28 protein-coding genes are annotated in these 25,773 nt (G+C 64.4%); 17 read left to right on the top strand and 11 right to left on the bottom strand.

Going from position 1 to position 25,773, the window contains the following annotated elements:
• Positions 1-29: 29 nt before the first annotated feature.
• From rnd to L6D64_RS02295, 3 genes are read left to right on the top strand one after another with little or no spacing between them, the layout of a single operon-like run.
• Positions 30-1,163 carry a ribonuclease D gene (gene rnd / locus L6D64_RS02305; RefSeq protein ID WP_176507847.1) on the top strand — a complete coding sequence of 378 codons (1,134 nt, stop codon included), beginning with the start codon at positions 30-32 and terminating at the stop codon, positions 1,161-1,163.
• The gene (locus L6D64_RS02300) at positions 1,160-1,453 is read left to right on the top strand and encodes a YcgL domain-containing protein (protein WP_054887238.1); all 294 of its coding nucleotides are present in this window, start codon (positions 1,160-1,162) and stop codon (positions 1,451-1,453) included. The genes rnd and L6D64_RS02300 overlap by 4 nt, the downstream gene beginning before the upstream one ends.
• Positions 1,454-1,455: 2 nt before the next feature.
• Entirely contained in the window at positions 1,456-2,388 is a 933-nt protein-coding gene (locus L6D64_RS02295; protein WP_176507848.1) for a D-2-hydroxyacid dehydrogenase, read from the top strand.
• Positions 2,389-2,541: 153 nt separating this feature from the next.
• Here the strand turns inward: L6D64_RS02295 and L6D64_RS02290 are convergent, their stop codons facing one another.
• Positions 2,542-3,135, bottom strand: coding sequence for a nitroreductase family protein (locus L6D64_RS02290; protein ID WP_176507849.1), 594 nt, complete (start codon positions 3,133-3,135; stop codon positions 2,542-2,544).
• Between the two features lie 145 nt (positions 3,136-3,280).
• Here L6D64_RS02290 and L6D64_RS02285 point away from each other — a divergent pair, with 145 nt between their 5' ends.
• Positions 3,281-3,730, top strand: coding sequence for a YcgN family cysteine cluster protein (locus L6D64_RS02285; protein WP_060510309.1), 450 nt, complete (start codon positions 3,281-3,283; stop codon positions 3,728-3,730).
• A gap of 42 nt (positions 3,731-3,772) precedes the next feature.
• A complete protein-coding gene (locus L6D64_RS02280) occupies positions 3,773-4,981 on the top strand; it encodes a hypothetical protein (RefSeq protein WP_176507850.1) in 1,209 nt (402 codons plus the stop codon).
• Positions 4,982-5,114: 133 nt separating this feature from the next.
• Here L6D64_RS02280 and L6D64_RS02275 read toward each other — a convergent pair whose 3' ends face one another.
• From L6D64_RS02275 to L6D64_RS02265, 3 genes are all read right to left on the bottom strand, one after another.
• The gene (locus tag L6D64_RS02275; RefSeq protein WP_176507851.1) at positions 5,115-5,453 is read right to left on the bottom strand and encodes a DUF2892 domain-containing protein; all 339 of its coding nucleotides are present in this window, start codon (positions 5,451-5,453) and stop codon (positions 5,115-5,117) included.
• A gap of 103 nt (positions 5,454-5,556) precedes the next feature.
• On the bottom strand, positions 5,557-6,027 hold the full coding sequence (locus L6D64_RS02270) for an RNA methyltransferase (RefSeq protein ID WP_176507852.1): 471 nt from the start codon (positions 6,025-6,027) through the stop codon (positions 5,557-5,559).
• 74 nt (positions 6,028-6,101) lie between these two features.
• On the bottom strand, positions 6,102-6,473 hold the full coding sequence (locus L6D64_RS02265) for a YajD family HNH nuclease (RefSeq protein WP_023381762.1): 372 nt from the start codon (positions 6,471-6,473) through the stop codon (positions 6,102-6,104).
• Between the two features lie 132 nt (positions 6,474-6,605).
• Here L6D64_RS02265 and L6D64_RS02260 point away from each other — a divergent pair, with 132 nt between their 5' ends.
• Positions 6,606-6,884 carry a hypothetical protein gene (locus L6D64_RS02260; protein ID WP_176507853.1) on the top strand — a complete coding sequence of 93 codons (279 nt, stop codon included), beginning with the start codon at positions 6,606-6,608 and terminating at the stop codon, positions 6,882-6,884.
• A 158-nt stretch (positions 6,885-7,042) separates the two neighbouring features.
• Here L6D64_RS02260 and L6D64_RS02255 read toward each other — a convergent pair whose 3' ends face one another.
• Entirely contained in the window at positions 7,043-9,085 is a 2,043-nt protein-coding gene (locus L6D64_RS02255) for a S9 family peptidase (protein WP_176507854.1), read from the bottom strand.
• Between the two features lie 91 nt (positions 9,086-9,176).
• Between L6D64_RS02255 and L6D64_RS02250 the strand changes: the two genes are divergently transcribed.
• Genes L6D64_RS02250 through L6D64_RS02240 form a run of 3 tightly spaced genes read left to right on the top strand, consistent with a single transcriptional unit; the run spans position 9,177 to position 10,996 of the window.
• Positions 9,177-9,677, top strand: coding sequence for an MFS transporter (locus L6D64_RS02250; protein WP_176507855.1), 501 nt, complete (start codon positions 9,177-9,179; stop codon positions 9,675-9,677).
• A gap of 14 nt (positions 9,678-9,691) precedes the next feature.
• Complete coding sequence (locus tag L6D64_RS02245) at positions 9,692-10,465, top strand: class II glutamine amidotransferase (RefSeq protein ID WP_099815521.1); 774 nt, start codon at positions 9,692-9,694, stop codon at positions 10,463-10,465.
• Between the two features lie 9 nt (positions 10,466-10,474).
• Positions 10,475-10,996, top strand: coding sequence for a DUF2937 family protein (locus L6D64_RS02240; protein WP_176507856.1), 522 nt, complete (start codon positions 10,475-10,477; stop codon positions 10,994-10,996).
• 4 nt (positions 10,997-11,000) lie between these two features.
• Here L6D64_RS02240 and L6D64_RS02235 read toward each other — a convergent pair whose 3' ends face one another.
• Positions 11,001-11,912, bottom strand: a complete 912-nt coding sequence (locus L6D64_RS02235; RefSeq protein WP_176507857.1) for a LysR family transcriptional regulator — start codon at positions 11,910-11,912, stop codon at positions 11,001-11,003.
• Positions 11,913-12,041: 129 nt separating this feature from the next.
• On the opposite strand from L6D64_RS02235, the gene L6D64_RS02230 reads away from it, so the two are divergent.
• From L6D64_RS02230 to L6D64_RS02215, 4 genes are read left to right on the top strand one after another with little or no spacing between them, the layout of a single operon-like run.
• Positions 12,042-13,328 (top strand): MFS transporter, encoded by a 1,287-nt coding sequence (locus L6D64_RS02230; RefSeq protein ID WP_176507858.1) that lies wholly within the window; start codon positions 12,042-12,044, stop codon positions 13,326-13,328.
• A 9-nt stretch (positions 13,329-13,337) separates the two neighbouring features.
• Positions 13,338-14,117: a 5-oxoprolinase subunit PxpA gene (locus L6D64_RS02225; RefSeq protein WP_176507859.1), complete on the top strand. Its 780-nt coding sequence runs from the start codon at positions 13,338-13,340 to the stop codon at positions 14,115-14,117.
• Positions 14,114-14,800 (top strand): 5-oxoprolinase subunit PxpB, encoded by a 687-nt coding sequence (pxpB, locus tag L6D64_RS02220; protein ID WP_176507860.1) that lies wholly within the window; start codon positions 14,114-14,116, stop codon positions 14,798-14,800. The genes L6D64_RS02225 and pxpB overlap by 4 nt, the downstream gene beginning before the upstream one ends.
• Complete coding sequence (locus L6D64_RS02215) at positions 14,797-15,714, top strand: 5-oxoprolinase subunit C family protein (protein ID WP_176507861.1); 918 nt, start codon at positions 14,797-14,799, stop codon at positions 15,712-15,714. The genes pxpB and L6D64_RS02215 overlap by 4 nt, the downstream gene beginning before the upstream one ends.
• A 52-nt stretch (positions 15,715-15,766) precedes the next feature.
• Here L6D64_RS02215 and L6D64_RS02210 read toward each other — a convergent pair whose 3' ends face one another.
• From L6D64_RS02210 to L6D64_RS02200, 3 genes are all read right to left on the bottom strand, one after another.
• Entirely contained in the window at positions 15,767-16,945 is a 1,179-nt protein-coding gene (locus L6D64_RS02210) for a vWA domain-containing protein (protein WP_176507862.1), read from the bottom strand.
• 13 nt (positions 16,946-16,958) lie between these two features.
• Positions 16,959-17,804: an AAA family ATPase gene (locus L6D64_RS02205; protein ID WP_054883962.1), complete on the bottom strand. Its 846-nt coding sequence runs from the start codon at positions 17,802-17,804 to the stop codon at positions 16,959-16,961.
• Positions 17,805-17,914: 110 nt separating this feature from the next.
• The gene (locus L6D64_RS02200; protein WP_176507863.1) at positions 17,915-18,988 is read right to left on the bottom strand and encodes a DUF748 domain-containing protein; all 1,074 of its coding nucleotides are present in this window, start codon (positions 18,986-18,988) and stop codon (positions 17,915-17,917) included.
• A gap of 133 nt (positions 18,989-19,121) precedes the next feature.
• Here L6D64_RS02200 and cysK point away from each other — a divergent pair, with 133 nt between their 5' ends.
• The 3 genes from cysK to L6D64_RS02185 all read left to right on the top strand — a co-directional run bounded on the left by cysK (position 19,122) and on the right by L6D64_RS02185 (position 22,480).
• Entirely contained in the window at positions 19,122-20,096 is a 975-nt protein-coding gene (cysK, locus tag L6D64_RS02195) for a cysteine synthase A (protein ID WP_054883960.1), read from the top strand.
• Between the two features lie 172 nt (positions 20,097-20,268).
• Complete coding sequence (locus L6D64_RS02190; protein ID WP_176507864.1) at positions 20,269-21,204, top strand: aspartyl/asparaginyl beta-hydroxylase domain-containing protein; 936 nt, start codon at positions 20,269-20,271, stop codon at positions 21,202-21,204.
• A 394-nt stretch (positions 21,205-21,598) separates the two neighbouring features.
• Positions 21,599-22,480, top strand: coding sequence for a DMT family transporter (locus L6D64_RS02185; RefSeq protein WP_176507865.1), 882 nt, complete (start codon positions 21,599-21,601; stop codon positions 22,478-22,480).
• Between the two features lie 3 nt (positions 22,481-22,483).
• Here the strand turns inward: L6D64_RS02185 and L6D64_RS02180 are convergent, their stop codons facing one another.
• Both L6D64_RS02180 and L6D64_RS02175 read right to left on the bottom strand, forming a co-directional pair.
• Positions 22,484-22,942 (bottom strand): DUF4265 domain-containing protein, encoded by a 459-nt coding sequence (locus L6D64_RS02180; RefSeq protein WP_176507866.1) that lies wholly within the window; start codon positions 22,940-22,942, stop codon positions 22,484-22,486.
• Positions 22,943-22,955: 13 nt separating this feature from the next.
• Positions 22,956-23,831, bottom strand: a complete 876-nt coding sequence (locus L6D64_RS02175; protein WP_176507867.1) for a DMT family transporter — start codon at positions 23,829-23,831, stop codon at positions 22,956-22,958.
• 224 nt (positions 23,832-24,055) lie between these two features.
• Here L6D64_RS02175 and aceK point away from each other — a divergent pair, with 224 nt between their 5' ends.
• Entirely contained in the window at positions 24,056-25,771 is a 1,716-nt protein-coding gene (gene aceK / locus L6D64_RS02170; protein WP_176507868.1) for a bifunctional isocitrate dehydrogenase kinase/phosphatase, read from the top strand.
• The last annotated feature ends 2 nt before the right edge of the window (positions 25,772-25,773 follow it).

Raw genomic sequence — 25,773 nt, 5'->3', positions numbered from 1 at the left:
CTGCGCGCCAATGTTTGTGGGAGAGCCTTGTGGCCATCGAAATACACTGGATCCGTGACGACCAGACCCTGGCCGAACACTGCCGCAAGTGGCGCGAACTGCCCTTCGTGGCACTCGACACCGAATTCATGCGGGTCGACACCTTCTACCCGAAAGCCGGCCTGGTCCAGGTTGGCGACGGGCAGCGGGCTTTCCTCATCGACCCGCTGCTGATCGGCGACTGGCAGCCGCTGGGCGAACTGCTCGACGACAGCAACGTGGTCAAGGTGCTGCACGCCTGCAGCGAAGACCTCGAAGTGCTGCTGCGCCTGACTGGCAAGCTGCCGCAACCGTTATTCGACACCCAGCTGGCCGCCGGTTACCTGAACCTGGGCTTCTCCATGGGCTATTCGCGCCTGGTGCAGGACGTGCTGGGTATCGAGCTGCCCAAGGGCGAAACCCGCTCTGACTGGTTGCAGCGCCCGCTGTCGGAAACCCAGGTCAGCTACGCCGCCGAAGATGCCGTGCACCTGGCCGAGCTGTTCGCCGCCCTGCAGCCACGCCTGTCCGGCGACAAGTACGCCTGGGTGCTGGAAGACGGCGCCGAGCTGGTGGCTGCGCTGCGCCGTGAAGTCGAACCCGAGACTTTGTATCGCGACGTCAAGCTCGCCTGGAAGCTGAGCCGCCAGCAACTGGCGGTGCTGCGCGAACTGTGCGCCTGGCGCGAGCGTGAAGCACGCAGCCGTGATGTACCGCGCAACCGTATCCTCAAGGAACACTCGCTGTGGCCCATGGCCAAGAGCCAGCCGGATAACCTTTCGGCCCTGGCCAAGATTGAAGAAATGCACCCGCGCACCATCCGCCAGGACGGCGCCTTGCTGCTCGAGCTGATCAAGCGCGCCGGCAACCTGCCGGCCGAGCAATGGCCGCAGCCGCTCCCCGAGCCGCTGCCGATCGAAGCCGCCGGTATCCTCAAGCGCCTGCGTGCCATCGGCCAGGCCGAAGGCGAGCGCCTGGGCATCGCCCCCGAACTGATGCTGCGCAAGAAAGCCCTGGAAGCCTTGCTCAAGAGCGGCTACCCGAACGGCCCTTATCAACTGCCCGATTCGCTGCGCGGCTGGCGCCGTGAGCGGATGGGCCAGGCCCTGCTGGACGACCTGGCAGGTGCCGGAGACAAGCAATGAAACGTATCTGCTCGATCTACAAGAGCCCACGCAAGAACGAAATGTACCTGTATGTACTCAAGGCCGATGGCCTGGAGCGCGTGCCCGAAGCCCTGCTACCGTTCTTCGGTACGCCCAAGCATGCTTTCGACCTGGTGCTCAGCCCCGAGCGCAAGCTGGCCCGCGAAGACATCGCCAAGGTCCTGGAGAACCTCGACAACCAGGGCTACCACCTGCAGATGCCACCGCCGGACGATGAATACATCGAGCACCTGCCCGAAGAACTGCTGCGCCGCAACGACCCGGTTTGATCATGCGTGTACTGATCGCTGAGCATGATCATGCTCGTTATGCCGAATTGTTGCGCGAAGCGATGCCGGAACTGGAAGTGCTGACCAGCAACGACTCCGCCGAATTGTCCCGGCAGGCGCCGCAGTGCCCGGTCTGGCTGGGCCAGCCGGATCTGCTGGCGAGCCTGCTGCGCCAGGGCCACAAGCCTGAGTGGATGCAGTCGACCTGGGCCGGCATCACGCCCTTGCTGGCCGAAGGCCTGCCACGTGACTACCGCCTGACCCGCGCCGTAGGCATTTTCGGCCAGGTGATGGCCGAATACATGCTGACCTACATGCTCGGCCACGAGCGCGAAGTGTTGTCGCGCCTGGTCAGCCAGGTCGAGCGGCGCTGGGATGACCGCCCGGGGCGCAGCCTGGAGGGGCGCAAGGTATTGATCGTCGGGGCCGGCGATATCGGCCAGCGAGTCGCCGAGTTCCTCGTGCCGTTTGGCGTGACCCTGTACGGTATCGCCAGCAGCGCCCGCGAGCAGGCGCCGTTCGTCGAAGTGGCGGGGCTGGCGGATTTGCCGCGCATGGTCGGGCAAGTGGACTATGTGCTCAACCTGTTGCCGGACACGCCGGCAACCCATGACCTGTACGATGCGGCGCTGTTCCAGTGCTTCCGGCCCACGGCGCTGTTCATCAACGCCGGGCGCGGCGCGGCGGTGGTCGATGCCGACCTGGTCGAGGCACTGAAACAGGGGCATCTGGCCGGGGCGGTGATCGACGTGTGCCGGCAGGAGCCGCTGCCGCAACGCCATCCGTTCTGGACCGCCTGGGGCTTGTTGCTGACCGGGCACAGCTCGGCGCCCACCTCGCCGGCGGCCATGGTGCGGTTGTTTGCCGGGAATGCACGGGCGTATGCAGCGGGGCAGGGGTTGCGCGGCGAAGTCGATTTCGCCCGGGGCTACTGAATTCTGTTGCCGGTGACGGCCTCTCGCGGATAAATCCGCTCCTACAGTTCGAACTGTGCCCCTGATGTTGGACAAGAATCCAATCTCAGGGGCGGTAGTTCAAACTGTAGGAGCGGATTTATCCGCGAGAGGGCAGCACTGGCAATACAAGCCTTACAGGCTGAAATCCCCTTCAGCCGCCAGTTCGCTCAACGGTCGACGCGGGCTCGGTACTTCACGCGCCTGCAACGCCTCGTCCAGGCTGGCCTTGTCGCCCAGCTTGCCGATCGCCACCATGGCATGCAGTTCGTAACCTTCCGGAATTTTCAGCTCCTGGCGCGCCAGTGCCTGGTCGAAGCCGGCCATGCCATGGGTGTGCCAGCCGCTGATGCTGGCCTGCAACGCCAGGTGGCCCCAGGCCGAACCGGTATCGAAGGTGTGCCACAGCGCCGGCTTTTCTTCGCTGGCGCCTGGCGCCGCGAAGGTGGTCTTGGAAATGATCAGCACCAGCGCCGAAGCCTGCTGCGCCCAGCTACGGTTGAAGGGTACCAGCAGGCTCAGGTAACGCTCCCAGTTCGGCGTGTCGCGCCGCGCATACAGGAAGCGCCAAGGCTGCGAATTGTAGGCCGACGGCGCCCAGCGTGCCGCTTCGAGGAAACTCAGCAGGGTCTCTTCGCTGATCGGTTCGGCGGTGAAGGCACGCGGCGACCAGCGGTTGATGAACTGCTCGTTGATGGCGTAATCGGCAATGCGGGGGGTGGCGCTCATGGCGGCTCCTGCAAGTGGATGGCAAAGCCTGCACGCTACTGCGTCCGCCTGGCACTGACAAGCGGTCTGGCGTTGCCGAAGGCCAGGCTCTAGACTGGCGCCGCCGCGCCCCGCGGCCTGAACAAGACTGCAGGAAACCCGTGTGATGATCGCTGACAGCGCGCCGTTCTGGCGGCGCAAGACCCTCGAACAACTCAGCCCGCAGGAGTGGGAGTCGCTGTGTGACGGCTGCGGCCTGTGCTGCCTGCAAAAACTCGAGGATGAAGACGACAATAGCGTCTACTACACGCGCATCGCCTGCAAGCTGCTCGACCTCGATACTTGCCAGTGCAGTGACTACCCCAATCGCTTCGCCCATGTGCCCGATTGCATCCAGCTCACCCCAGGCAAGGCCGACCAGTTCAAATGGCTGCCGAGCACCTGTGGATATCGCCTGGTCAGCGAGGGCAAGGACTTGCCCGAGTGGCATCACCTGGTGTGCGGCGACCGCAAACAGGTGCATGAACAGCGCATATCGCAATCGGGGCGTATGCTCAGTGAACATGATGTCGACGAAGACGACTGGGAAGACCATCTGATTTTCCGCGCCAGCTGAACGCCCCCCCCGCGTCGCCTCTGAGGAACAAGGAGTTTCGGTATGCGTTGCCTGTTGTTGCTGCTCCTCGGGCTTGTGGCCTGCTCGCCGGCCTGGGCAAAAAAGGTCGACCTCGATTACCAGGTACGCCTGCTGCCTGCCAATGGCCAGGCCGAAGTGCGCCTGACCCTGGCCGAAGGCAGCGCCGTGCGCAGCCTGGATTTCGACCTGGGCACGGCCGGTGCCTACAGTGGTTTCCAGGCCGATGGCCAGTGGCAGCAGCAGGGCGAGCGCGGTGTTTGGCACCCGGCCAATGGCAAGACCAGCCTCAGCTACCGGGTAAAACTGGACCAGAAGCTGCGCAGCGGTGCCTACTCCTCCCGCATCACCCCGCATTGGGCGCTGTTCCTTGGTGACCAGTTGGTGCCGCCTGCGCACCTCGATCAGCAGGACGGTACCGAGCTGGTGGCACGCCTGACGGTCGACCTACCTGAAGGCTGGAACAGCATCGAGACGCCCTGGCCCCGTATCGGCAAGGACAAGTTCCGGATCGACAACGTGTCCCGCCTGTTCGACCGCCCGACCGGCTGGATGCTTGCGGGGAACCTTGGCAGCCGCCGCGCCCGCCTCGGCGAAACCGACGTCACCGTCGCCGCGCCGGTAGGGCAGGGTATGCGACGGATGGACAGCCTGACCCTGCTGACCTTCGTCTGGCCGCAATTGCAGGCCGTATTCCCGCGCAACCCGACCAAGCTGCTCCTGGTGGGCGCCCGTGATGGCATGTGGCGCGGAGCGACGGCGGCGCAGGGTTCGATCTACTTGCACAGCAGCCGGCCAATGGTCAGCGAGAATGGCAGCAGCCTGTTGTTGCGCGAACTGGTGCAGCTGTTTGCGCAGGTTCGTGTGCGTGACAACAGCGACTGGCTGGGCCAGGGCCTGACCGAGTATTACGCCACCGAGCTGCTGCGCCGTGCCGGCGGCATCAGCGATGACCGTTATGAGGTGGGGCAGGCACGTTTGCAGAAACTGGGCGGCCAGGTCAGCCAACTGCGTGCCGAGCACGCCAGCCCGGCGCAGGTTGCCCGGGGTGTGATGCTGCTGCAGGCGCTGGACAAGGAAATCCGTATCCATACCCAGGCCAAGCGTTCGCTGGACGATGTCACCCGCGCGCTCATGCGCCTGCCCAGTGTGAGCACCGAAGAATTCGTACAGATCAGCGAGAGTGTGCTCGGGCGCCGCTCCGAGGTGCTGCAAAGCAAGGCGCTGCGCTAGCCAGTTGCGGGCCTCTTCACGGGCATGCCCGCTCCCACTGACAGAGTGCTGGGCCTCACGGCAGCGCTGTACCTGTGGGCGCGGGCGCGTCGAGGCCTCGAACCGCTGCGAAGGGGCCGAGGCGTCACAAGACTCAGTTGCCCGTCGAAGGGTCCTTGCCGGTCACTGTCACCCCCTGGGTAGCCGCCTCGGCACTGGTCTTGAGTTCCTTCAGCTCCGCGGCACTGCGCTCGATATCCGAACGCAGGCGGTGATATTCCTGGCGATGCCGTTGCCACCAGGCCTTGGTCGCGCAGTGGCCACTGACTCCCCGGGCTACCGCCAGGCCGCCCGCCACCATCTGCAGCAACCCGATCAGGCCCCCGTGGCGCATGCCCTTGGTGAACATCAAGGCGCCGCCTGCCAGTGAGCCGGCGCGTTCCAGCCCCTGAACATTGTGTTCCCGTGAAGCCCTGGAATGAATATCGAGCATGGCAATCCCTCCGTGTGAAGTGTTAACAGCTGACCAGCAGCCGTGAACGACCGTTCACTTGGTTTGCCCAGCGGGCTTGCGCAGGCGTTGCATGCGCAGTCGGCTATTTGAACTTGGGGCCTGAGCGGGTATTGAGCCCTTTGGCCATGCGGTCATACAGCACCACATTCACCGTCGCGGCGAGGTTCATGCAGCCTTCGGTGGGGATGTAGATGGTCTCTTCGCACCAGCCTCGCACGTCTTCGCTCAACGAGCCATCCTCAGGCCCGAAGATATAGATCGCCCGGTCCGGGTGGGTGTATTCAGGCAGCGGCCGTGCGCCGTCCACCAGCTCCACCGCTACCGGGGTGCAACCCAAGGGGATGATGCGTTGCAGGTTGTCGATGCCGATCAGCGGGATGTCGTAGTGCACCCGCTTGGTGTCGGTGACGAAGTCACGCGCGCGCTCATAGCGCTTGCCAGTGTAGAACACCGAGTTGACGCCGTAGCAACCCGCTGCACGCATCACCGAACCGACGTTCTCCGCGGACTTTGGGTTGAACAGGCCGATGCAGCTGTACCGTTTGTTTGCCACGTGCCGGGGCCTTTCGCGAAAAAAAGAGCGCGATTATACGGGCTTGCCGGCAGCAGCGGGGCTTGGTGTGACAGTCAGTCTTTTTTCAGCATGCCTGCCAGCCCGGCGAACGGGTTGTGGGTGGCCTTGGCGATGCTTGGGGTGCTGGTCGAGCCTTCGCTGAAGTACTGCTGGTCGGTATAGCGCGAGTGCTCGTTGTCGTGGCAGTACAGGCACAGCAGCTCCCAGTTGGAGCCGTCCTGCGGGTTGTTGTCGTGGTTGTGGTCACGGTGGTGCACGGTCAGCTCGCTCAGGCGCTTGCCGGAAAATTCGCGGGCGCAACGGCCGCACACGTGCGGGTACATTTTCAGGGCTTTGTCGCGGTAGCCCATCTCCTTGTCGCGCTTGGCGTCGGCGAGGATACGATCGAGGCGGGCGGTGGCGGCGGAGGTGGAAGCCGAACTCATGGTGTTTCCTTTGTTCTGATCAGGCAGATGACGGTTATGCCATTGAGTCTAGCGCGCTTGCGGGGCAGGCGGACAGGCGAAAACTCGAATATCGGCGTAGCCTGTAGAGAGGTTCCCGACAGGAGGTTGCTGATGTTTCATGCGATCCTCGCCGCGCTGCTGATGGCCGCCATGCCCCTGGCTGAAGCGGCAGGCACGCCCCCACGGCTGAACACCCCGGTACCCGGGGCGCCGGGCACGCCCACGCCCACGCCTTACCCGCAAATCACCCCGAGCATCCCGCCCAAGGCCTACGACAGCACGCCGGGCGCGCCGCTGCTGCCGCCGATGCCGGTGCCAGGGCCGCCCAAGGACCAGGACTTGCCGGGGTTGCGCCAACCACCGGCGAAACCGCCTGCGCAGGATGATTGACTGAAAGTTGTGTGATGGCTGCACGATCCTGGGGCTGCTTTGCAGCCCTTTCGCGACACAAGGCCGCTCCCACAGGGACTGCACATGTCCTGAATTTGCGCTGTCCCTGTGGGAGCGGCCTTGTGTCGCGAAAGGGGCGCAACGCGCCCCCGGCATTCTCAAGCGATACCCAGTTCGCCAAACACGAACGCATATTCCAGCGCCACATCGCGCAGCCCCTGGTACCGCCCGCTCATCCCGCCATGCCCGGCGCCCATCTCGGTCTTGAGCAGCAGCAGGTTGTCGTCGGTCTTGCGCGTGCGCAGGCGCGCCACCCACTTGGCCGCCTCCCAGTACTGCACGCGGCTGTCGTTGTAGCCGGCCACCACCAGCAGGGCCGGGTAGGCCTGGGCGCGGACATTCTCATAAGGCGCATAGGCCTTGATGCGCGCATACACCTCGGGCTCTTGCGGGTTGCCCCATTCGTCGTACTCGGTGACGGTCAGCGGCAGTTCGGGGTCGAGCATGGTGTTGAGCACGTCGACGAACGGTACCTCGGCGATGGCGCAGCGGAACAGCTCTGGGCGCAGGTTGAGCACGGCGCCGATCAGCAGGCCGCCGGCGCTGCCGCCGCTGATGGCCAGGCGCTGCGGGGCGGTCACACCCTCGGCGATCAGGTGTTCGGCACAGGCGATGAAGTCGCTGAAGGTGTTGTGCTTGTGTTCCTGCTTGCCGGCGCGGTACCAGGCTTCTCCCAGCTCGCCGCCGCCGCGCACGTGGGCGATGGCGAAGGCCACGCCGCGTTGCAGCAGGCTCAGGCGGGCGTGGGAGAACCACGGGTCGAGGCTTTCGCCGTAGGCGCCATAGCCATACAGGTAGAGCGGCACGGTCTTGCCCAGGTCTTCGCGGCGGCGCACCAGGCTGATCGGTACCTGGGTGCCGTCCGGCGCGGTGGCCCACAGGCGCTGGCTGACGTAGGCGTCGGCGTCGAACTGGCCGAGCACCGGGGTTTGCTTGAGCACATGCTGGGCGCCCGTGGCCAACTCCAGCTGGCGCACCTGGGCCGGGCGGTTGAGCGCTTCGTAGCGCAGGCGTACGCGGCGGCTGGCGAACTCCAGGCTGTCCTGCACGTACAGGCTGTAGGCCGCATCGGGCAACTCCACCCGGTAAGGGGCCAGCCCCTGCGGGCGCACTTCGATGATCGGCAGGCCGCCTTCGCGCAGGCTCAGGGTCAGTGCCTCGGCATTCAGGCTCAGGCCTTCAAGCATGATGTCGTCGCGGTGCGCGACCAGCACCTGCCACTGGTCGCGGCTGGGCACCGGGGTGGCCGGTGCATGGCAGAGGGCGAAGTTGATGCCGTCCTGGTTGGTCCGGATGAACCAGCGCCATTGGCCGTCGAGTTGGCCGTGGTCCGGGAAGTACTCGTGGCCTTCGACCCGTGGCGCCAGGCAGGTGAACGGTGCCTGCGGCGTTTCGGCGTCGAGCACCCAGGCCTCGCTGGTGGTCTTGCTGTTGAGCAGCAGCACCAGCTGGCGCTCGGAGCTGGTGCGGTAGCAGTGCAGGAAGAAGCGACCGTCGGCCTCTTCTAAGACCGTGCTCGCACCCGCTTCGCCGAGGGTGTGGCGGCGCAGGCGCCAGGGGCGATGGGTATCGTCCAGCTCGGCGAAGAACAGCGTCTGGCTGTCGTTGGCCCAGGTCATGCTGCCGTCACAGTCGTCGAAGGGCAGGGCGGTCAGGTGGCCGCTGCTCAGGTCCTTGACGTACAGCGTGTAGATTTCATCACCGCTGGTGTCGAGGCTGTAGGCCAGCCGGCGGTGGTCCGGGCTGACGCTGAACGCGCCCAGCGACAGGAAGCCGCCGTTGGCCAGGGCATTGGGGTCGAGCAGCAGTTGTTCCTGGCTTTCATCGACCGTGTTGGAGTCGTCCGCCGGGCGCGGGCAGCGGTAGTGGCGCGGGTACTCGTCGCCTGCGGTGGTGCGGGTGTAGTAGAGGTAGGGGCCCCAGGGCGAGGGCAGCGACAGGTCTGTTTCGAGAATGCGGCCCTTGATCTCTTCGAACAACTGCTCGCGCAGCGCTGCCTGGTCGGCCAGGCAGGCTTCCTGATAGGCGTTTTCCGCCTGCAGGTAATCGAGCACTTCCTGGGTGTCGCGCTGTTGCAGCCAGGCGTAGGGATCAGTGGCCTGGTCCTGGCGGGCAATGGGGGGCTGAGGTTTGGTTGGCATCGGGGATCTCTTGGCCGGGACAGGGAGACGCTGTCTGCGCCCTGAAAAGTGTTTATCATAGGCATCTCTTTGCCTGGCTTGCACGAACACCATGATCGAGAACGACTACACCTTCGCCTGGGGCCTCTACGCTGTCGCCGCCCTGGGTTGCCTGCTGGTGGGCTTCAAACTCACCGGCTGGATGTGGCGCTGGCTGCGTGAACCGCTGCGGGTGATCCTGGCGGTGCTGCTGCTGACCCCGACCATCGTCGACCCGGTCAAGGACAGCTTCGCCCCGGCCATTGCCATTACCGCCCTGGACCTTGCGTTCAAGGTCGGCAACAACGCCTGGCGGGCGATTTCCGATTTCGCCATGTACGGCATGATCGCTTTTGCCTTGTACATGGTCTTCGTGCTGATCCGCTGGCCGCTGGAAAAACGCGCCCGCGAGCGCCGCGCGCAGACCGAAGCCGCCGCCCAGCGCCGCGCGGCAGAGGACAATGCGGTCATCGCGGCAGCGCCCATGGCCGCCGAGCGCAATGATCGCTACCGCGATGACCCGCCACCTGCCGTGCCGGGCGGCGGCCGTGGCCGGGTCGAGCCACGCCTGTAAGCGGAGCCACCATCATGTGCGAACTTTTGGGCATGAGTGCCAACGTCCCCACCGATATCGTCTTCAGCTTCACCGGGCTCATGCAGCGCGGCGGGCGTACTGGCCCGCACCGCGATGGCTGGGGTATCGGCTTCTACGAAGGGCGCGGCCTGCGCCTGTTCCAGGACCCGGCCGCGAGCAGTGAATCGGAGGTGGCCAACCTGGTGCAGCGCTACCCGATCAAGAGCGAAGTGGTGATCGGCCATATCCGCCAGGCCAACGTCGGTCGGGTGTGCCTGTCCAACACGCACCCGTTCGTGCGTGAAATGTGGGGCCGCAACTGGTGCTTCGCGCACAACGGCCAACTGGGCGATTTCAGGGGCGAAGCGACTTTCTATCGCCCGGTGGGCGACACGGACAGCGAGGCGGCCTTCTGCGATTTGCTCAACCGCATTCGTGCGGCGTTCCCCGAGCCGGTCGAGGTGGAACAGCTACTGCCGGTGCTGGTCGAAGCCTGTGCCGGGTACCGTGGCAAGGGCGTGTTCAACTGCCTGCTCAGCGACGGCGACTGGTTGTTCTGTTTCTGTTCGACCAAGCTGGTACACATTACCCGGCGTGCGCCTTTTGGCGCCGCCCGCTTGAAGGATGTCGACCTGATCGTCGATTTTCACACCGAAACCACGCCCAATGACGTAGTCACGGTGATCGCCACCGAGGCCTTGACCGAGAACGAGACCTGGCGGCGCTACGAGCCCGGCCAGTGGGGCCTGTGGCGGCACGGCGAGTGCGTTTCGCAAGGCCAGAGCTAAGGACGCTGCATGTTCAGAAGTTACCTGCGGTTGCTGTTGTTCACCTTCGGCCTGCTGGCCGGTATCCAGGTGCCTGGGCTGGTCAAGGACTACAGCCAGCGGGCCGAGGCGCATCTGTTCGAGTCGCGCCAGGCGCTGGATGGCTTCAAGCAGACTGCCGAGCGCTTCTTCAACGGTGATCTGCAGGCGCTGGTGCGGCATTACCGGACCAGTGACGACCCGGTGTTCCTCAGTGATGCCAACAGCATCGAAAGCCTGCTGATTCGCAATCAGTTGCTGGAAGACGAATGGCAGGCGCTGCAAGGGTCGTGGCTGAGCCGCACCTGGCATGTGCTGGTGCAGCCGGATCCGCAGCTGCGCGAAGAGACGCTCAAGGGCTACAGCTACCAGATTCTGCTGGTGCCTGAAGCGATCGGCTGGGGCGTCGGGGCCGGGTTTGTGCTGGCCTTTGTGGTCGAAAGCCTGCTGCTGGGGATTGGCTGGGTGATCCTTGGCGGGCGGCGTGGAGCGGTGAAGGAAAGCTGGCGCTGATTTTTCAGACCAGCACAATCCGCTGCCCACCCACATCCCGCGCATAGCGCTGCAGCACCTGCCGGCACAACCCGACTACCTCATCGACCAATGCCACCCCGGTCTGCCAGGCCACCACCAACTCCAGGCTCGGCGGTGGCTGCAATCCCTCCAGCAGCACCAGCTCACCCCGGCTCAATTCGGCATCGACCAACGCCGGTGGCAAGGCACCAATGCCGAAACCGTCACGCAACAACCGGGTAATCGCCGCCACCGAGTTCACGCAGTTCAACCGCGGCGTCTCGGCACCGGCACTGTGCAGCAGGCTGAGCAGCTCCTGGTGCGGCCGGGAGTTCCTGGAAAAGGTCACGATGCGCTCGCGGCCCAGCTCAGTGAGCGAGGCGAAGTCGCGGTGGTACACGGAGCCGGCCGCCACCACCCAACCCATCGGGTAGCGCGCCAGGTCCTGGCTGCGGATCGATTGCTCGCGCAGCAGGTCGGTCTGCACGATCACGTCGAGAAAGCCCTTCTGCAACTGTTCGCGCAGGTTCAGCGCGGTGTCGGCGACCAGTTCGATCTCCACCTGCGGGTAGCGCTCGGTCAATTCCGCTACCAGCGCGCTCATCCAGGTGTGGATCACCGTGTCCATCACCCCTATGCGGATGTGCCCGACCTTCGTCCGATCGCTGTCGAGCGACTGCTTCATCGCCTTGGCCGTGTCGAGCATGCGCTCGGCGTACTCCAGCACTTTGCTGCCTTCCGGCGTCAGGCTGACCCCGCGGGAGTCGCGCAGCAGCAGCTTCACGCCAAGGTCGGCCTCCAGCGCGGCGATGCGGCTGGACACCGAGGCCTGGGTGGTGAACAGCTTCTCGGCGGTAAGGCGGAAGCTCTTGAGCCGAGCGACCCAGACGAAGGTTTCGAGGAAGCGGAGGTTCATGATCAGTTTTTCTTGTTCCAGACCGGCGGTTTTTCTCGTTGGACTCAGGCAGCACGGCCTCTGAACATGACGCCCAGGCCGCGACGCCCGACGTCGCCCGTAAAACAATACCAACAAGCCGAGGCAAGCATGAACCCAAGCGGCGTGCAGCAGCAGGTGCAATCCCCCCCTTCGACCGGGCCGTTCGCCTGGTACCGCGATATCGACCCCCAGCAGCGGCGCACATTCTGGAGCTGCAAGATCGGCTATGGCCTGGACGGCATGGACACCCAGATGCTCAGTTTCGTCATCCCGACCCTGATCATGCTGTGGGGCATCAGCACTGCCGAAGCCGGGCTGATCCACACCAGCACGCTGATTGCCTCGGCCATCGGTGGCTGGGTCGCCGGCATCCTCTCCGACCGCATCGGCCGCGTGCGCACCTTGCAATTGACGGTGCTGTGGTTCGCCTTTTTCACCTTCCTCTGCGGCTTTGCCCAGAACTACGACCAGCTGCTGATCGCCCGCACGTTGATGGGCTTTGGTTTCGGCGGCGAGTGGACCGCTGGCGCCGTGCTGATCGGTGAGGTCATCCGGGCCCAGGACCGTGGCAAGGCAGTGGGCATGGTGCAGTCGGGCTGGGCGCTGGGTTGGGGGCTGACAGCGGTCCTGTATGCGCTGCTATTCTCCTGGCTGCCGGCCGAGCAGGCCTGGCGTGCGCTGTTCCTGCTGGGGCTGGTGCCAGCGATCTTCGTGATCTTCGTCCGTCGCCTGGTCAAGGACCCGGAGGTCTATCGCCAGGCCAAGGCCGAGGAAAAGGCCGAGGCGCCCTCGCATTTCTACGAGATCTTCGCCCCCGGCATGCTCTGGACCACCGTGCGCGCCTCGCTGCTGACCACCGGCGCTTTGGGTGGGTACTACGCCATCACCTCGTGGCTGCCGACGTTCCTCAAGAACGAGCGCGGCCTGAGCGTGCTCGGCACGGGCGGCTACCTGGCGATGGTGATCGTCGGGTCCTACATCGGTTATGTGGTCAGCGCGTACCTTTCGGACCTGCTGGGGCGCAAGAAGAACTTCATCCTGTTCGCGGTGGGCTCGTTCATCATCGTGCTGCTGTATACGCAGATGCCGGTCAGTGACAACGTGATGCTGTGGCTCGGGTTCCCCTTGGGCTTCTTTGCCTCGGGCATCTTCAGTGGCATGGGCGCGTTTCTGACCGAACTGTTCCCGACTCGGGTGCGTGGTTCGGGGCAGGGCTTCTGCTACAACGTCGGCAAGGTCATCGCTGCACTGTTCCCGCTGCTGATCGGCTTGCTCGGCGAAAAGATCCCTTTGGGCCTGGGTATCGGCGTGTTCTCTGCGGTGTCTTATGGCGTGGTGATCGTGGCGGCGCTGAGCCTGCCGGAAACTCGCGGCAAACAACTCCAGGCGCGCTAAGGTAGGCCTATGAACATCGACACGGGAGCACGTCAGGTGAAACCCCTGCTACTCAATTGCGACATGGGCGAAAGTTACGGCAGCTGGCACATGGGCCTGGATGCCGAGGTGATGCCTTATATCGACTGCGCCAACATCGCCTGCGGCTACCACGCCGGCGACCCGGGCATCATGCGCCGCACCGTGGCCATGGCGCTGGAGCACGGCGTGACCATCGGCGCGCACCCGGCCTATCCGGACCTGGTCGGCTTTGGCCGCCGCTCCATGGCCTGCAGCCCGGAAGAAATCCGCGACCTGCTGCATTACCAGATCGGTGCCCTGGACGGCATCTGCAAGGTGCTCGGCGGCCGCGTGGCCTATGTGAAGCCCCACGGCGCGTTGTACAACGACATGATGGCCGACCCGCTCAAGCTGCGCACCGTGCTGGAAGCCGTGGCGGCCTATGACAGCGGCCTGCCGCTGATGCTCATGGCCACCGCCGACAACCGCGCCGCTCAGGCGCTGGGTGATGAAGTCGGCGTGCCGCTGTGGTTCGAAGCCTTTGCCGATCGCGCCTACACCGCCAGTGGTCACCTGGTGTCGCGGCGCCTGCCGGGCGCGGTGCACCATGACCCGGCACAGGTGGTCGAGCAGGCTTTGCGCCTGGCCCGCGGCGAAGCGCTGGTGGCGGCGGACGGCAGTGCGCTGAAACTGTTGGCCAGCACCCTCTGCGTGCATGGCGACAATGACAGTTCGGTAGCCGCCGTGCGGCAGATCCGTCAGGCCCTCGATGCGCTGGAGGCGCGATGAAGCTGCGTATCGAAGTCGTGGCCATCGACAGCCTGATGGTGCGCCTGTTCGACCGTATCGACGAAGCCAACATGCCGTGGATGCTTGCCGCCAGCCAGCGCCTCAGTGCGGCGTTCGGCAAACACCTGGTGGAGCTGGTGCCGTCCTACACCACGCTGATGGTGCAGTTCGATCTACCGCCGCGTGAAGCGCGGGCGCTGATCAGCCAGGCGCTGGACGGGCTGCAGCCGGACCCTGGCAGCGGTGGCCGGCACCATGAAATCCCGGTGTGGTACGACGCCAGCGTCGGCCCGGAGCTGCCCGTGCTGGCAGCGCGCAGCGGGCTGAGCGAAGCCGAGGTGATCCGCCTGCACAGCGAACGCGAGTACCCGGTATTTGCCCTTGGCTTCGCCCCCGGCTTCGGCTTCATGGGGCTGGTCGACGAACGTCTGGCCAGCCCGCGGCTGAGCACCCCGCGCAAGCGCGTGGCGGCGGGCAGCGTGGGCATTGCCGAACGCCAGACGGCGGCTTACCCCGCGGTATCGCCGGGCGGCTGGAACCTGATCGGGCGCACACCGGTGCGCCTGTTCGACCGCGAACGCGAGGGCTACAGCCTGCTGCAACCGGGCGACCGGGTGCGCTTCGTGGCGGTGTCGCGTGACGAGTTCCTGGCCCTGGGCGGCGATGTGGAGGCGCAAGGATGAAGCGGTTGAAGATCGAAGCCAGTACTGCCTTGTGCCAAATGCAGGATGCCGGGCGTTTTGGCGTGCGCCACCTGGGCGTGACCCAGGGCGGGGCGCTGGACTGGGTGGCGATGCATTGGGCCAACTGGCTGCTGGGCAACCCGCTGGGTGCGCCGGTGGTCGAGGTGGCGCTGGGTGGCTTTGCGCTGGTGGCCGAGCAGGATTGTGTGCTGGCGCTGGCCGGGGCTGACCTGGATGCACGGGTGGATGAGCAGCCACTGCTGCCATGGCGCAGCTTCATCCTGGCCAAAGGGCAGCGCTTGACCCTGAAGCAGCCAAAGCAAGGAGTGCGGGTGTACCTGGCCGCCCCGGGCGGGTTCCAGGGTGAAGATGTGCTGGGCAGCTGTGCCACGGTGGTGCGCGAGGGGCTGGGTGGTATCGATGGACGGGGTTCAGCACTTGGCAAAGGGCAAACGCTCACTTTTGCCGGTGGTTCGCCGGCTTTGCGTGAGGTGCCGGCGGCCATGTGCCCGCGCTACGTGGCAAAACCTGTGCTCGACCTGGTGATGGGGGCGCAGATCGGTGATTTCAGCGGGACCAGCCTGTTTGAAGCGTTCAACCGTGACTGGACGCTGGACAGCCGGGCCGACCGCATGGGTATCCGTTTGCTGGGGCCAGAGCTGGTCTACCAGGGGGCGCCAATGATTTCCGAAGGGATTCCGTTGGGGGCGGTGCAGGTGCCGCCGGATGGGCAGCCGATCGTGCTGCTCAATGATCGGCAGACCATTGGCGGCTATCCGCGGCTGGGGGCGTTGACGCCGTTGGCGTTGGCTCAGCTGGCGCAGTGCATGCCAGGTGCAGTGGTGCGATTCAGGGCCGTGGTGCAGGAGGAGGCCTGGCGGGAGCAACAGGCATTTCTGGGGCGTTGGTTGTAAGGCTACCGGCCCTTTCGCGGGCAAGCCCGCGAAAGGGCCGGGGCTGGCAACATCATTTGGACAGGTAACGCATCCCGTCTTCCAACCCCTGCAAGGTCAGCGGATACATCTTGTCCTCGATCAGATCTCGCACCAGATGGGTCGAAGCGGTGTAGTCCCAGGCCTGCTTGGGATACGGGTTGATCCAGATGATCTTCCTGAATTTCTCCATGAAGCGCTGCATCCACACATACCCGGCTTCTTCGTTCCAGTGCTCGACGCTGCCCCCCGGTTGGGTGATCTCGTAAGGCGCCATGGCCGCATCACCGACGAACACCACTTTGTAGTCATCGCCGTACTTGTGCAGCAGGTCGAAGGTGGAGAAGCGCTCGGAGGTGCGGCGCAGGTTGTTCTTCCACACCGATTCGTACACGAAGTTGTGGAAGTAGTAGTACTCCAGGTGCTTGAACTCGGTCTTGCAGGCCGAGAACAGCTCTTCGCAGACCTTGACGTGGGCGTCCATCGAACCGCCGATGTCGAACAGCAACAGTAGTTTCACCGTGTTGCGCCGTTCCGGGCGCATCTGGATGTTCAGCAGGCCGGCGTCACGGGCGGTATGGTCGATGGTGCCGTCGATGTCGAGTTCTTCGGCGGCGCCTTCGCGGGCGAACTTGCGCAGGCGGCGCAGGGCCAGCTTGATGTTGCGCGTACCCAGCTCGACCTGGTCGTCGAGGTTCTTGTACTCGCGCTGGTCCCAGACCTTGACCGCCTTGCCCTGGCGCTTGCCGGCCTCGCCGACGCGGATGCCTTCGGGGTTGAAGCCGCCCGAGCCGAACGGGCTGGTGCCACCGGTGCCGATCCACTTGTTGCCACCGGCGTGACGTTCCTTCTGCTCTTCGAGGCGCTTCTTGAATTCCTCGATGAGTTTGTCCAGGCCGCCCAGCGACTGGATCTGTGCGCGTTCTTCGTCGTTCAGCGAGCGCTCGAATTCCTTGCGCAGCCATTCATCGGGAATAAGCGCCTCGATGTGCCGGTCGAGGTTTTCCAGGCCCTTGAAGTAGGCGGCGAACGCGCGGTCGAACTTGTCGAAGTGGCGCTCGTCCTTTACCAGGATGGCACGGGCCAGATAGTAGAAGGCGTCCATGTCGGCGAACACCACGCCTTTTTGCAGGGCGTGGTGCAGGTCGAGCAGTTCGCGCACCGAAACCGGTACCTTGGCCGCACGCATTTCATTGAACAGGTTGAGCAGCATGGCCCGGCTCCTGTCAGCGGTTGCCGCGCCGGCTCATGAAGGCCAGGCGCTCGAGCAGTTGCACGTCCTGCTCGTTCTTCACCAGGGCGCCGGCCAGCGGCGGGATGGCCTTGGTCGGGTCGCGTTCGCGCAGCACGGCTTCGCCGATGTTGTCGGCCATCAGCAGCTTGAGCCAGTCGACCAGTTCGGAAGTGGAGGGCTTTTTCTTCAGGCCCGGCACCTTGCGTACATCGAAGAACACGTCCAGTGCCTCGCTGACCAGCGACTGGCTGATGTTCGGGTAGTGCACGTCGACGATCTGCTGCAGGGTGCTGCGGTCAGGGAAGGCGATGTAGTGGAAGAAGCAGCGGCGCAGGAAGGCGTCGGGCAGCTCCTTTTCGTTGTTGGAGGTGATGATGATGATCGGGCGCTGCTTGGCCTTGATGGTCTCGTCGATTTCGTAGACGTAGAACTCCATCTTGTCGAGTTCCTGCAGCAGGTCGTTGGGGAACTCGATGTCGGCCTTGTCGATCTCGTCGATCAGCAGGATTACCCGCTCGTCGGCCTCGAAGGCCTCCCACAGCTTGCCTTTCTTCAGGTAATTGCGCACGTCGTGGACCTTGTCCACACCCAGCTGCGAGTCGCGCAGGCGGCTGACCGCGTCGTACTCGTAGAGGCCTTGGTGGGCCTTGGTGGTGGACTTGATGTGCCAGGTGATCAGGCGTGCGCCGAACGAGGCCGCGAGTTGCTCGGCGAGCATGGTCTTGCCGGTGCCGGGCTCGCCCTTGACCAGCAGCGGGCGTTCGAGGGTGATGGCCGCGTTCACCGCCAGTTTCAGGTCGTCTGTGGCGACGTAGTCGCGGGTGCCTTCGAACTTCATGGGTCTGTCCTCTGCAGGGTGCCTATAGTTTGTCAACGACTATAACGCGGGCCCAGGCAGCTGGAAACGCAGACCGGGTATTCAGTCCCTGAATGGCCCGTCACGAAAAATCAGTCAGACTTGGGTGGGGGTTGTTCATAACGTGCATTGAACGCCTCGATGAAACCGTTGCGCAGTATCTGCAAGAACGCCTCGAAACCACTGATGTTCTGCTGGTGCACACTGCCGCTGAGCTCGACGCGGGTGGCGAACTGGTTTTTCGGCTGGTTCTTGAGCACGGTCTCGGTGGCACCTACCACCGCTTCCCACACCGAGCGGAAAAACCCTTTGTCCTTTTCCTCCACGTCCTGCTGCCAGTCGAATACATCGACATCGCGCAGCAGCGGCTTGATGTAGCCATTTAGCCTGCCATTCTCGGCCTGGGCCTCGATCACGACATCCCCGTGCCCGGCATTGAAATCGAACTTGCCGTAGGCGCTGGCGAAGTCATTGAGCCGGCGCAATTCGATGCCGGTGGCACGCAGCCGGAACTCGAAATCATCGAAGTCGCTGAACGGGTCGAAGGTGGCGCGGCTTTCCACCTTGGCGTCCCCGGCGATCAGCGCAGTCCCGTCGAAACTGGCATCGCGTCGGCCTTTTTCGTCGCGTACATTGGTCAGGTTGCGGATATCGGCGTTCAGCTGCGTGGCTTTCAGGTCGACCCGTGGCTTGGAGTTGAAATTGCGAAAGGTCAAGGTACCGTTTTCAACGTGCACCTCGTTCAGGGTGATCGGCAGCAGCTTGTCCAGCTGCTGGCGCCAATCGGTGCCCTGGCCCGTCTGCGAGGCCTGTTTGCTGCCGCCGTCGACGAAGTTGAGCACGGGGCGGGCGAACGCCACCTTGGCCACCACGGCTTTGTCGTAGATCAGCGAATGCCAGCTCACCGACAGGTCGATCAACGGTGCCTCCAGGAACGGAACCGGCACCTTGCCGCTGGTCTTGACGATTTTCAGGCCGTTGATCTGATAGGCGCCACGCCACCATGCCAGGTCGACATCCGTGACCTGGCCACGGTATTCGCCCATGTCGGCCAGTTTGTCGTTGAGGTAGTCGCGCACCAGGTAGGGCAGGGCAACATGCAGTGCCACCAATAGCACGACCAAGCTGGCCAGGCCGATCAACGGCCAGCGGTAGCGAGCTTTCATCGCAGGGTTCTCCAAAGCCGGTCGAGCGGTTGACCACGCCGCGCCTGGCTTGGTTCGAACGGGCTTTACGGGGTGCCGGGGCAGGCTTACCCTTGAGGTCTTTCCCTGCTCTTTTCATGTCAAGGACCCTGCCATGAGCCGTATCTACGCAGACAACGCCCATTCCATCGGCAATACGCCGCTGGTACAGATCAACCGCATTGCCCCGCGCGGGGTGACGATCCTGGCCAAGATCGAAGGGCGCAACCCGGGCTACTCGGTCAAGTGCCGGATCGGCGCGAACATGGTCTGGGACGCCGAGAGCAGCGGCAAACTCAAGCCGGGCATGACCATCGTCGAGCCGACTTCGGGCAACACCGGTATCGGCCTGGCGTTCGTCGCCGCCGCCCGTGGCTACAAGCTGATCCTGACCATGCCAGCCTCGATGAGCCTGGAGCGCCGCAAGGTGCTCAAGGCGCTGGGTGCAGAGCTGGTGCTGACCGAGCCGGCCAAGGGCATGAAGGGCGCCATCGAGAAGGCCAACGAAATCGTGGCGTCCGACCCTGCCCGGTACTTCCTGCCGGGCCAGTTCGACAACCCGGCCAACCCGGCGATCCACGAGAAGACCACCGGGCCGGAGATCTGGAACGACACCGACGGCGCTGTCGACGTGCTGGTTGCCGGCGTGGGTACCGGTGGCACCATTACCGGCGTGTCGCGCTACATCAAGCACACCCAGGGCAAGTCGATCCTGTCGGTGGCAGTGGAACCGGTGGCTTCGCCGCTGATCAGCCAGACCCTGGCCGGTGAAGAGCTCAAGCCCAGCCCGCACAAGATCCAAGGCATCGGCGCCGGTTTCGTGCCGAAGAACCTCGACCTGTCGATTGTCGACCAGGTCGAGACCGTGACCGATGAAGAGTCCAAGGCCATGGCCATTCGCCTGATGCAGGAAGAAGGCATCCTCTGCGGTATTTCCTGTGGCGCGGCGATGGCAGCCGCGGTGCGTCTGGCCGAAAAACCGGAGATGCAAGGTAAGACCATCGTCGTAATCCTGCCCGACTCGGGCGAGCGCTACCTGTCCAGCATGCTGTTCAGCGACCTGTTCAGCGAGCAGGAAAACCAGCAGTAATCGGCCCTGCCGCTGACCCGGCGCAACATTCAGCGGCCTGGTTCATTGCAAAATCTTCATGAGTGAGATCCCGCCCGGGTTGTTTTTACCAGGGCGGGATGGGTTTATGATGGCCGGATGATTTTTCTGGGAGCTGGCAGCGCTGGCCTGCTCCCACTCCAAGGAGTGTTGCATGACCTTTTCCTTCCTCGCCAAGGCAGGTGTGCTGCTGGTGTTCTTCGGCAGCGTGCTGTACGTGCACCTGCGCGGCAAGGCGCGCCTGCCAGTACTGCGCCAGTTCGTCAACCATTCGGCGCTGTTCGCACCTTATAACAGCTTGATGTACCTGTTCTCCGGGGTGCCGTCCAAGCCCTACCTGGACCGCCAGCACTTCCCGGAGCTGGATGTGCTCAAGGACAACTGGCAGGTGATCCGCGAGGAGGCCATGCGCCTGTTCGACGAGGGGTACATCCGTGCCGCCGAGAAGGACAACGACGCCGGCTTCGGTTCGTTCTTCAAGAAGGGCTGGAAGCGCTTCTACCTGAAGTGGTACGACAAGCCGCTGCCGTCTGCCGAAGCCCTGTGCCCGAAAACCGTCGAGCTGGTCAGTAGCATTCCCAACGTCAAGGGGGCAATGTTCGCCCTGCTGCCCGGTGGCAGCCACCTGAACCCGCATCGTGACCCGTTTGCCGGTTCGCTGCGCTACCACCTGGGCCTGTCGACCCCCAACTCCGACGCCTGCCGCATCTACGTCGATGGTGAGGAATATGCCTGGCGTGACGGCGAGGACGTGATGTTCGACGAGACTTACGTGCACTGGGTCAAGAACGAAACCGACGTGACTCGGGTGATCCTGTTCTGCGATATCGAGCGCCCGTTGAGCAGCCCGCTGATGACCCGCATCAACCGCAAGGTCAGTGCCTTCCTCGGCCGCGCCACCGCGCCGCAGAACACCGATGACGAGCGTGTCGGCGGGATCAACCAGGCGTATGCCTGGAGCAAGCGCTTCAGCAACAGGATCAGCAGCCGCATGAAGCAGTTCAAGCGCGCCAACCCCAAGGCCTATCGCATCCTGCGGCCGGTGCTTGCGGTGGTGGTGGCTTACTTCCTGTACCGCTGGTTATTCTGAAGCAGGTCCGGCCTCTTCGCGGGTAAACCCGCGAAGAGGCCCGCCCAGGCTATTGCCCATCCTCTGATTCACCGCTATATTCCGAACCACGTCTCTTCCCTGAAGACCCGCTCATGCCAGCCATCCCTTCCACCACAAGCTTTGCCCTCGCGCCAGTCGCGGGCATGGTCGTGCGTGGCAGCCAGCAGCCGGTCATGATCAGTCACTACCCACCACCACCTGTCAGTGGCGTCGTAGGCGGCGTAGCTCCGCCTCCTTGCGTGGTCGTACTGGGCTGATCGGCTTCTGGCCGCATCCCTTCGCACCCGCAACCTACTGAACACGGTCGGCACCTTCCCTCGCTGAAGTTCACGCCCGCCGTCTGGCTTATTTGCCTTACATCAGGTGGCAATACATGTCTGTCTTCAACAAAGCATCCGTGGCCTCGGCGGCCACCACCAGCCTGTTCGTCCTGCTCTGGAGCAGTGGCGCGATCGTTTCCAAACTCGGCCTGGCCCATGCCAGCCCCTTCGCCTTCCTGTTGCTGCGCTCGGCGCTGGCCCTGGCCGGCCTGCTGCTGATCGGCCCGTTGCTCGGCCTGCGCTGGCCGCGTACACGCGGGGCGATCTTGCGTGCTCTGGGCACCGGCTGCGTGCTGCTCGGCGCCTACCAGATCTTCTACCTGCTGGCGCTCAACACCCATGTCACCCCCGGCGTGATGGCCACGGTGATGGGCGTGCAACCGATCCTCACTGTAGTGCTGATGGAGCGCCAGCGCTCATGGAGCCGCTTGTTCGGCCTGGGCCTGGGGCTGGGTGGGCTGGTGATGGTGGTCTATCAGGGCATCAACCTCGGCGGGGTGTCGCTGCTCGGCATGCTGTTCGCGTTGCTGGCCCTGGCCAGCATGACCTTCGGATCGATCCTGCAGAAGCGCATCACCGACAACCCGATGGGCACACTGCCGTTGCAGTACATGGCCGGGTTCGCCCTGTGCGCGCTATTCGCACCGCTGCAACCGTTGCAGGTCGACTGGACCGGTGGTTTTATCGGCGCGCTGCTGTGGATGGGGCTGGTGGTGTCGCTGCTGGCCACCCTGCTGCTGTATCGGCTGATCGCCAAGGGTAACTTGGTCAACGTCACCAGCCTGTTCTACCTGGTGCCGGCAGTGACAGCAGTGATGGACTTGCTGATCTTCGGCAATCGCCTGGCGCCCTTGAGCCTGCTGGGCATGGGGCTGATCGTGGTCGGCCTGCTGTTCGTGTTCCGCAAACCGGCGGCGCGGCTGGCCGAGGCGTAAGGCCTAGCGGAACTCTTCGGGGATGGCGTGGCGCAACACGCCTTCCTCGAAGTCCAGGGTGCCGGCTTCGCGCTGGGTCAGCAGGTAGTAGAGCAGGGTGTCGGCCGATTGCCTTTCCGGCACTTCGACGGCTAGCATCCTCACCGCTTTTTCCACCTCGCAGGTGCAGCCGAACTCGGTCAGGGCCGCGTGCACCTGCTCCACGGTTTCCGGTGGCCTGACGACGACCCGGAACACCGACGTCCCGGCGCTTTGCTGCAAGGCGTCGAACCAGGCCTGGTCGCCCTCGTGGCGAATGCTGATGATGTCGCCGGGGGCGATTCCATAGACGTGGAAGGGAATGCTGTCGACCCGATAGCCCCCTGCGACCGACCGTGTCCACAAACCTTCCACCGAGGCTGGCGGGTAACCGCTTGCGTCCTGTTCCAGGCGGAACAGCACCTTCTTGACTGTGTTGCTCATGGTCCGCATCGCCTCACGTGCGCGCCGGCCGCAGCACCAGCCACAGCGCCACGCCAATCAGCATGCCGCCGTACAGGTGCGCCATCGACAGCGGCTCGTCCAGCAGCCAAGCGCCCCACAGCACACCGAACACCGGGATGAGGAAGGTCACCGTACTGGCCTTGACCGGGCCGATCTCGGCCAGCAGGCGGAAGTACAGGATGTAGGCGAAGGCGGTGCACAGCAGGCCCAGGCCCAGCAGCGACAGCCAGACCTGCCAGCCGCCCCAGCTCGCCGGTGGCTGGGTCAGGGCGCTCCAGGCGAACAGCGGGCTCAGCATCAAGGTGGCGCCGAGCATGCTGCCCAGGGCCGACAGGCGGCTGTCCAGGCCGCCGATCCAGCGCCGGGCGAGGAAACCGGCGAAGCCGTAGCAGGTGGTGGCAGCCAGGCAGGCCAGGGCGCCTTGCACCAGGGCCATGTCCAGGGCGACCGGGCCGGCGCCGCTGAGGATGCCGACCCCGAACAGGCCGAGGAAAATGCCGCCCAGCTTGGGCAGGGTCATGGCTTCGCGGAAGAACAGCGCGCCGATCAACACCCCCATCAGCGGGGTGGTGGCGTTGAAGATGGCCGAATAACCAGCGGGCAGCACTTGTGCGGCCACGGAATAGAAGGTAGCGGGTATCCCCGAGTTGATCATGCCCAGCACCAGGCAGGCGCCGAGCTTGCCGTCGAAATTCCAGCGCACCCGGGTGGCGGCGAGGATGGCGATCAGGCCCAGGCAGGCGATGGCGACGCGGAAGAACGCCGTGGGCAGGGTGCCTAGCTCCGGGGCGATGATGCGCATGAACAGGAAGCTCGCCCCCCAGACAGCGGCAAGGGTCAGCAGGCGGGCTAGGGCGATGGGGCTCACAGCGGTCTCCGGGTACAGGGCAGGGCGCGAGTGTACGTGACTCGCTGGGGTGATTCTTGTGCTTTCTTGCGCTGAAACCTGTATCAGCCTCTTCGCGGGCACGCCTGATCCCACAGGGCCTGTACTGGGCTTTGCGGCGGCGACACCCTGTGGGAGCGGGTTTGCCGGCGAAGAGGCTGGTACAGGCTAATCTCATAAGCTCACCCAGCCCCGAGGTCCTTAGCATGCCCCAGCCCTGGCCCGCAGCCGATATCGCCCGGACGATCCTCGACGGCTTCGACCACTACCGCGAGCACTTTCGCCAGATTACCCTGGGCGCCCGCGAGCGCTTCGAGCAGGCGCGCTGGCAGGACATCCAGCGTGCCTCGGCGGCGCGCATCAACCTGTATGAAGAAAAGGTCGCCGAGGTCAACGGCTGGCTGCGCCAGGCTTTCCCGGAAGCGGTGTTGCTGGATGTGGAACAGTGGCCGCTGGTGAAAAATGCCTACATCCGCCTGATCGACCCGCGGCTGGACGACGAGCTGGCGGAGACTTGGTACAACTCGCTGTTCTGCAGCCTGTTCAGCCACGACCAGATCAGCGACGGCTGCATGTTCATCCACACCACCCGGCCGTCGATTCGTGCCCACGAGCGCGCGGCGCAGACCCGCACCTACCCGCTCGGGGCCGGCCTGAAGAGCCTGCTGCGGGCCATCTTCGCCGATTACCCGTTCGACGCGCCCTACGGTGACCTGGAAGGCGACCTCGTACGCCTCGAGGAGCAACTGCGCGAATGCCTGCCAGACTGGGTATGCAAGGACCCGGCGCTGGCCGTGGAGCTGTTCGTACCGGTGCTGTACCGCAACAAGGGCGCCTACCTGGTCGGCCGCCTGTACAACAGTGACGAGCAGTGGCCGCTGGTGATCGCGCTGCTGCACCGTGAGGGCCATGGCATCGAGGCCGATGCCTTGATCACCGACGAGGCCGAGGTGTCGATCATTTTCTCGTTCACCCGTTCGTACTTCATGGCCGATGTGCCGGTACCGGCGGAGTTCGTCAACTTCCTCAAGCGCATCCTGCCGGGCAAGCACATTGCCGAGCTGTACACCTCGATCGGCTTCTACAAGCAGGGCAAGTCAGAATTCTACCGCGCCCTGATCAACCACCTGGCCAGCAGCGACGACCGCTTCGTCATGGCCCCCGGGGTGCGCGGCATGGTCATGAGCGTATTCACACTGCCGGGCTTCAATACCGTGTTCAAGATCATCAAGGACCGCTTCTCGCCGTCCAAGACCGTGGACCGCGCCACGGTGATCGACAAGTACCGGCTGGTGAAAAGCGTCGATCGGGTAGGGCGCATGGCCGATACCCAGGAATTCGCCGATTTCCGCTTCCCGCGTGGCAAGTTCGAGCCCGAGTGCCTGGCCGAACTACTGGAAGTGGCACCCTCGACCGTGGCGCTTGAAGGCGACACGGTGCTGGTGCGCCACTGCTGGACCGAGCGGCGCATGACCCCGCTCAACCTGTACCTGGAGCATGCCAGTGAAGGGCAGGTGCTCGAAGCGCTCGAGGACTACGGGCTGGCCATCAAGCAACTGGCGGCGGCGAACATCTTCCCGGGTGACATGCTGCTGAAGAACTTCGGCGTTACCCGGCATGGGCGGGTGGTGTTCTACGACTACGACGAAATCAGCTTCCTCACCGAGGTGAACTTCAGGCACATCCCGCCACCGCGCTACCCGGAGGATGAGATGTCTGGCGAGCCGTGGTACTCGATCGGGCCACACGATGTGTTTCCCGAGGAGTTCCCGCCGTTCCTGTTTGCCGATATCGGCCAGCGCCGGCTGTTCAGCCGGTTGCATGGGGAGTTGTATGATGCGGACTACTGGAAGGGGCTGCAGGCGGCGATCCGTGAAGGCAAGGTGATCGACGTGTTTCCGTATCGGCGCAAGGCTCGCTGAGC

The sequence above is a fragment of the Pseudomonas urethralis genome (assembly GCF_021602465.1).
Taxonomy (GTDB): Bacteria; Pseudomonadota; Gammaproteobacteria; order Pseudomonadales; family Pseudomonadaceae; genus Aquipseudomonas; species Aquipseudomonas vlassakiae.
This window is presented reverse-complemented; position numbering and strand designations above follow the sequence as displayed.

What these genes read in the sequence shown, in the direction of transcription:
- aceK (WP_176507868.1), top strand. Translation starts at nt 24,056, where the DNA reads ATGCCCCAGCCCTGGCCCGCAGCCGATATCGCCCGGACGATCCTCGAC.
- L6D64_RS02250 (WP_176507855.1), top strand. Translation starts at nt 9,177, where the DNA reads ATGATCGAGAACGACTACACCTTCGCCTGGGGCCTCTACGCTGTCGCC.
- L6D64_RS02190 (WP_176507864.1), top strand. Translation starts at nt 20,269, where the DNA reads ATGACCTTTTCCTTCCTCGCCAAGGCAGGTGTGCTGCTGGTGTTCTTC.
- L6D64_RS02295 (WP_176507848.1), top strand. Translation starts at nt 1,456, where the DNA reads ATGCGTGTACTGATCGCTGAGCATGATCATGCTCGTTATGCCGAATTG.
- L6D64_RS02230 (WP_176507858.1), top strand. Translation starts at nt 12,042, where the DNA reads ATGAACCCAAGCGGCGTGCAGCAGCAGGTGCAATCCCCCCCTTCGACC.
- L6D64_RS02280 (WP_176507850.1), top strand. Translation starts at nt 3,773, where the DNA reads ATGCGTTGCCTGTTGTTGCTGCTCCTCGGGCTTGTGGCCTGCTCGCCG.
- L6D64_RS02225 (WP_176507859.1), top strand. Translation starts at nt 13,338, where the DNA reads ATGAACATCGACACGGGAGCACGTCAGGTGAAACCCCTGCTACTCAAT.
- L6D64_RS02255 (WP_176507854.1), bottom strand. Translation starts at nt 9,085, where the DNA reads ATGCCAACCAAACCTCAGCCCCCCATTGCCCGCCAGGACCAGGCCACT.
- pxpB (WP_176507860.1), top strand. Translation starts at nt 14,114, where the DNA reads ATGAAGCTGCGTATCGAAGTCGTGGCCATCGACAGCCTGATGGTGCGC.
- L6D64_RS02290 (WP_176507849.1), bottom strand. Translation starts at nt 3,135, where the DNA reads ATGAGCGCCACCCCCCGCATTGCCGATTACGCCATCAACGAGCAGTTC.
- L6D64_RS02240 (WP_176507856.1), top strand. Translation starts at nt 10,475, where the DNA reads ATGTTCAGAAGTTACCTGCGGTTGCTGTTGTTCACCTTCGGCCTGCTG.
- L6D64_RS02235 (WP_176507857.1), bottom strand. Translation starts at nt 11,912, where the DNA reads ATGAACCTCCGCTTCCTCGAAACCTTCGTCTGGGTCGCTCGGCTCAAG.
- cysK (WP_054883960.1), top strand. Translation starts at nt 19,122, where the DNA reads ATGAGCCGTATCTACGCAGACAACGCCCATTCCATCGGCAATACGCCG.
- L6D64_RS02185 (WP_176507865.1), top strand. Translation starts at nt 21,599, where the DNA reads ATGTCTGTCTTCAACAAAGCATCCGTGGCCTCGGCGGCCACCACCAGC.
- L6D64_RS02205 (WP_054883962.1), bottom strand. Translation starts at nt 17,804, where the DNA reads ATGAAGTTCGAAGGCACCCGCGACTACGTCGCCACAGACGACCTGAAA.
- L6D64_RS02180 (WP_176507866.1), bottom strand. Translation starts at nt 22,942, where the DNA reads ATGAGCAACACAGTCAAGAAGGTGCTGTTCCGCCTGGAACAGGACGCA.
- L6D64_RS02215 (WP_176507861.1), top strand. Translation starts at nt 14,797, where the DNA reads ATGAAGCGGTTGAAGATCGAAGCCAGTACTGCCTTGTGCCAAATGCAG.
- L6D64_RS02265 (WP_023381762.1), bottom strand. Translation starts at nt 6,473, where the DNA reads ATGAGTTCGGCTTCCACCTCCGCCGCCACCGCCCGCCTCGATCGTATC.
- L6D64_RS02260 (WP_176507853.1), top strand. Translation starts at nt 6,606, where the DNA reads ATGTTTCATGCGATCCTCGCCGCGCTGCTGATGGCCGCCATGCCCCTG.
- L6D64_RS02200 (WP_176507863.1), bottom strand. Translation starts at nt 18,988, where the DNA reads ATGAAAGCTCGCTACCGCTGGCCGTTGATCGGCCTGGCCAGCTTGGTC.
- L6D64_RS02210 (WP_176507862.1), bottom strand. Translation starts at nt 16,945, where the DNA reads ATGCTGCTCAACCTGTTCAATGAAATGCGTGCGGCCAAGGTACCGGTT.
- L6D64_RS02300 (WP_054887238.1), top strand. Translation starts at nt 1,160, where the DNA reads ATGAAACGTATCTGCTCGATCTACAAGAGCCCACGCAAGAACGAAATG.
- L6D64_RS02285 (WP_060510309.1), top strand. Translation starts at nt 3,281, where the DNA reads ATGATCGCTGACAGCGCGCCGTTCTGGCGGCGCAAGACCCTCGAACAA.
- L6D64_RS02245 (WP_099815521.1), top strand. Translation starts at nt 9,692, where the DNA reads ATGTGCGAACTTTTGGGCATGAGTGCCAACGTCCCCACCGATATCGTC.
- L6D64_RS02275 (WP_176507851.1), bottom strand. Translation starts at nt 5,453, where the DNA reads ATGCTCGATATTCATTCCAGGGCTTCACGGGAACACAATGTTCAGGGG.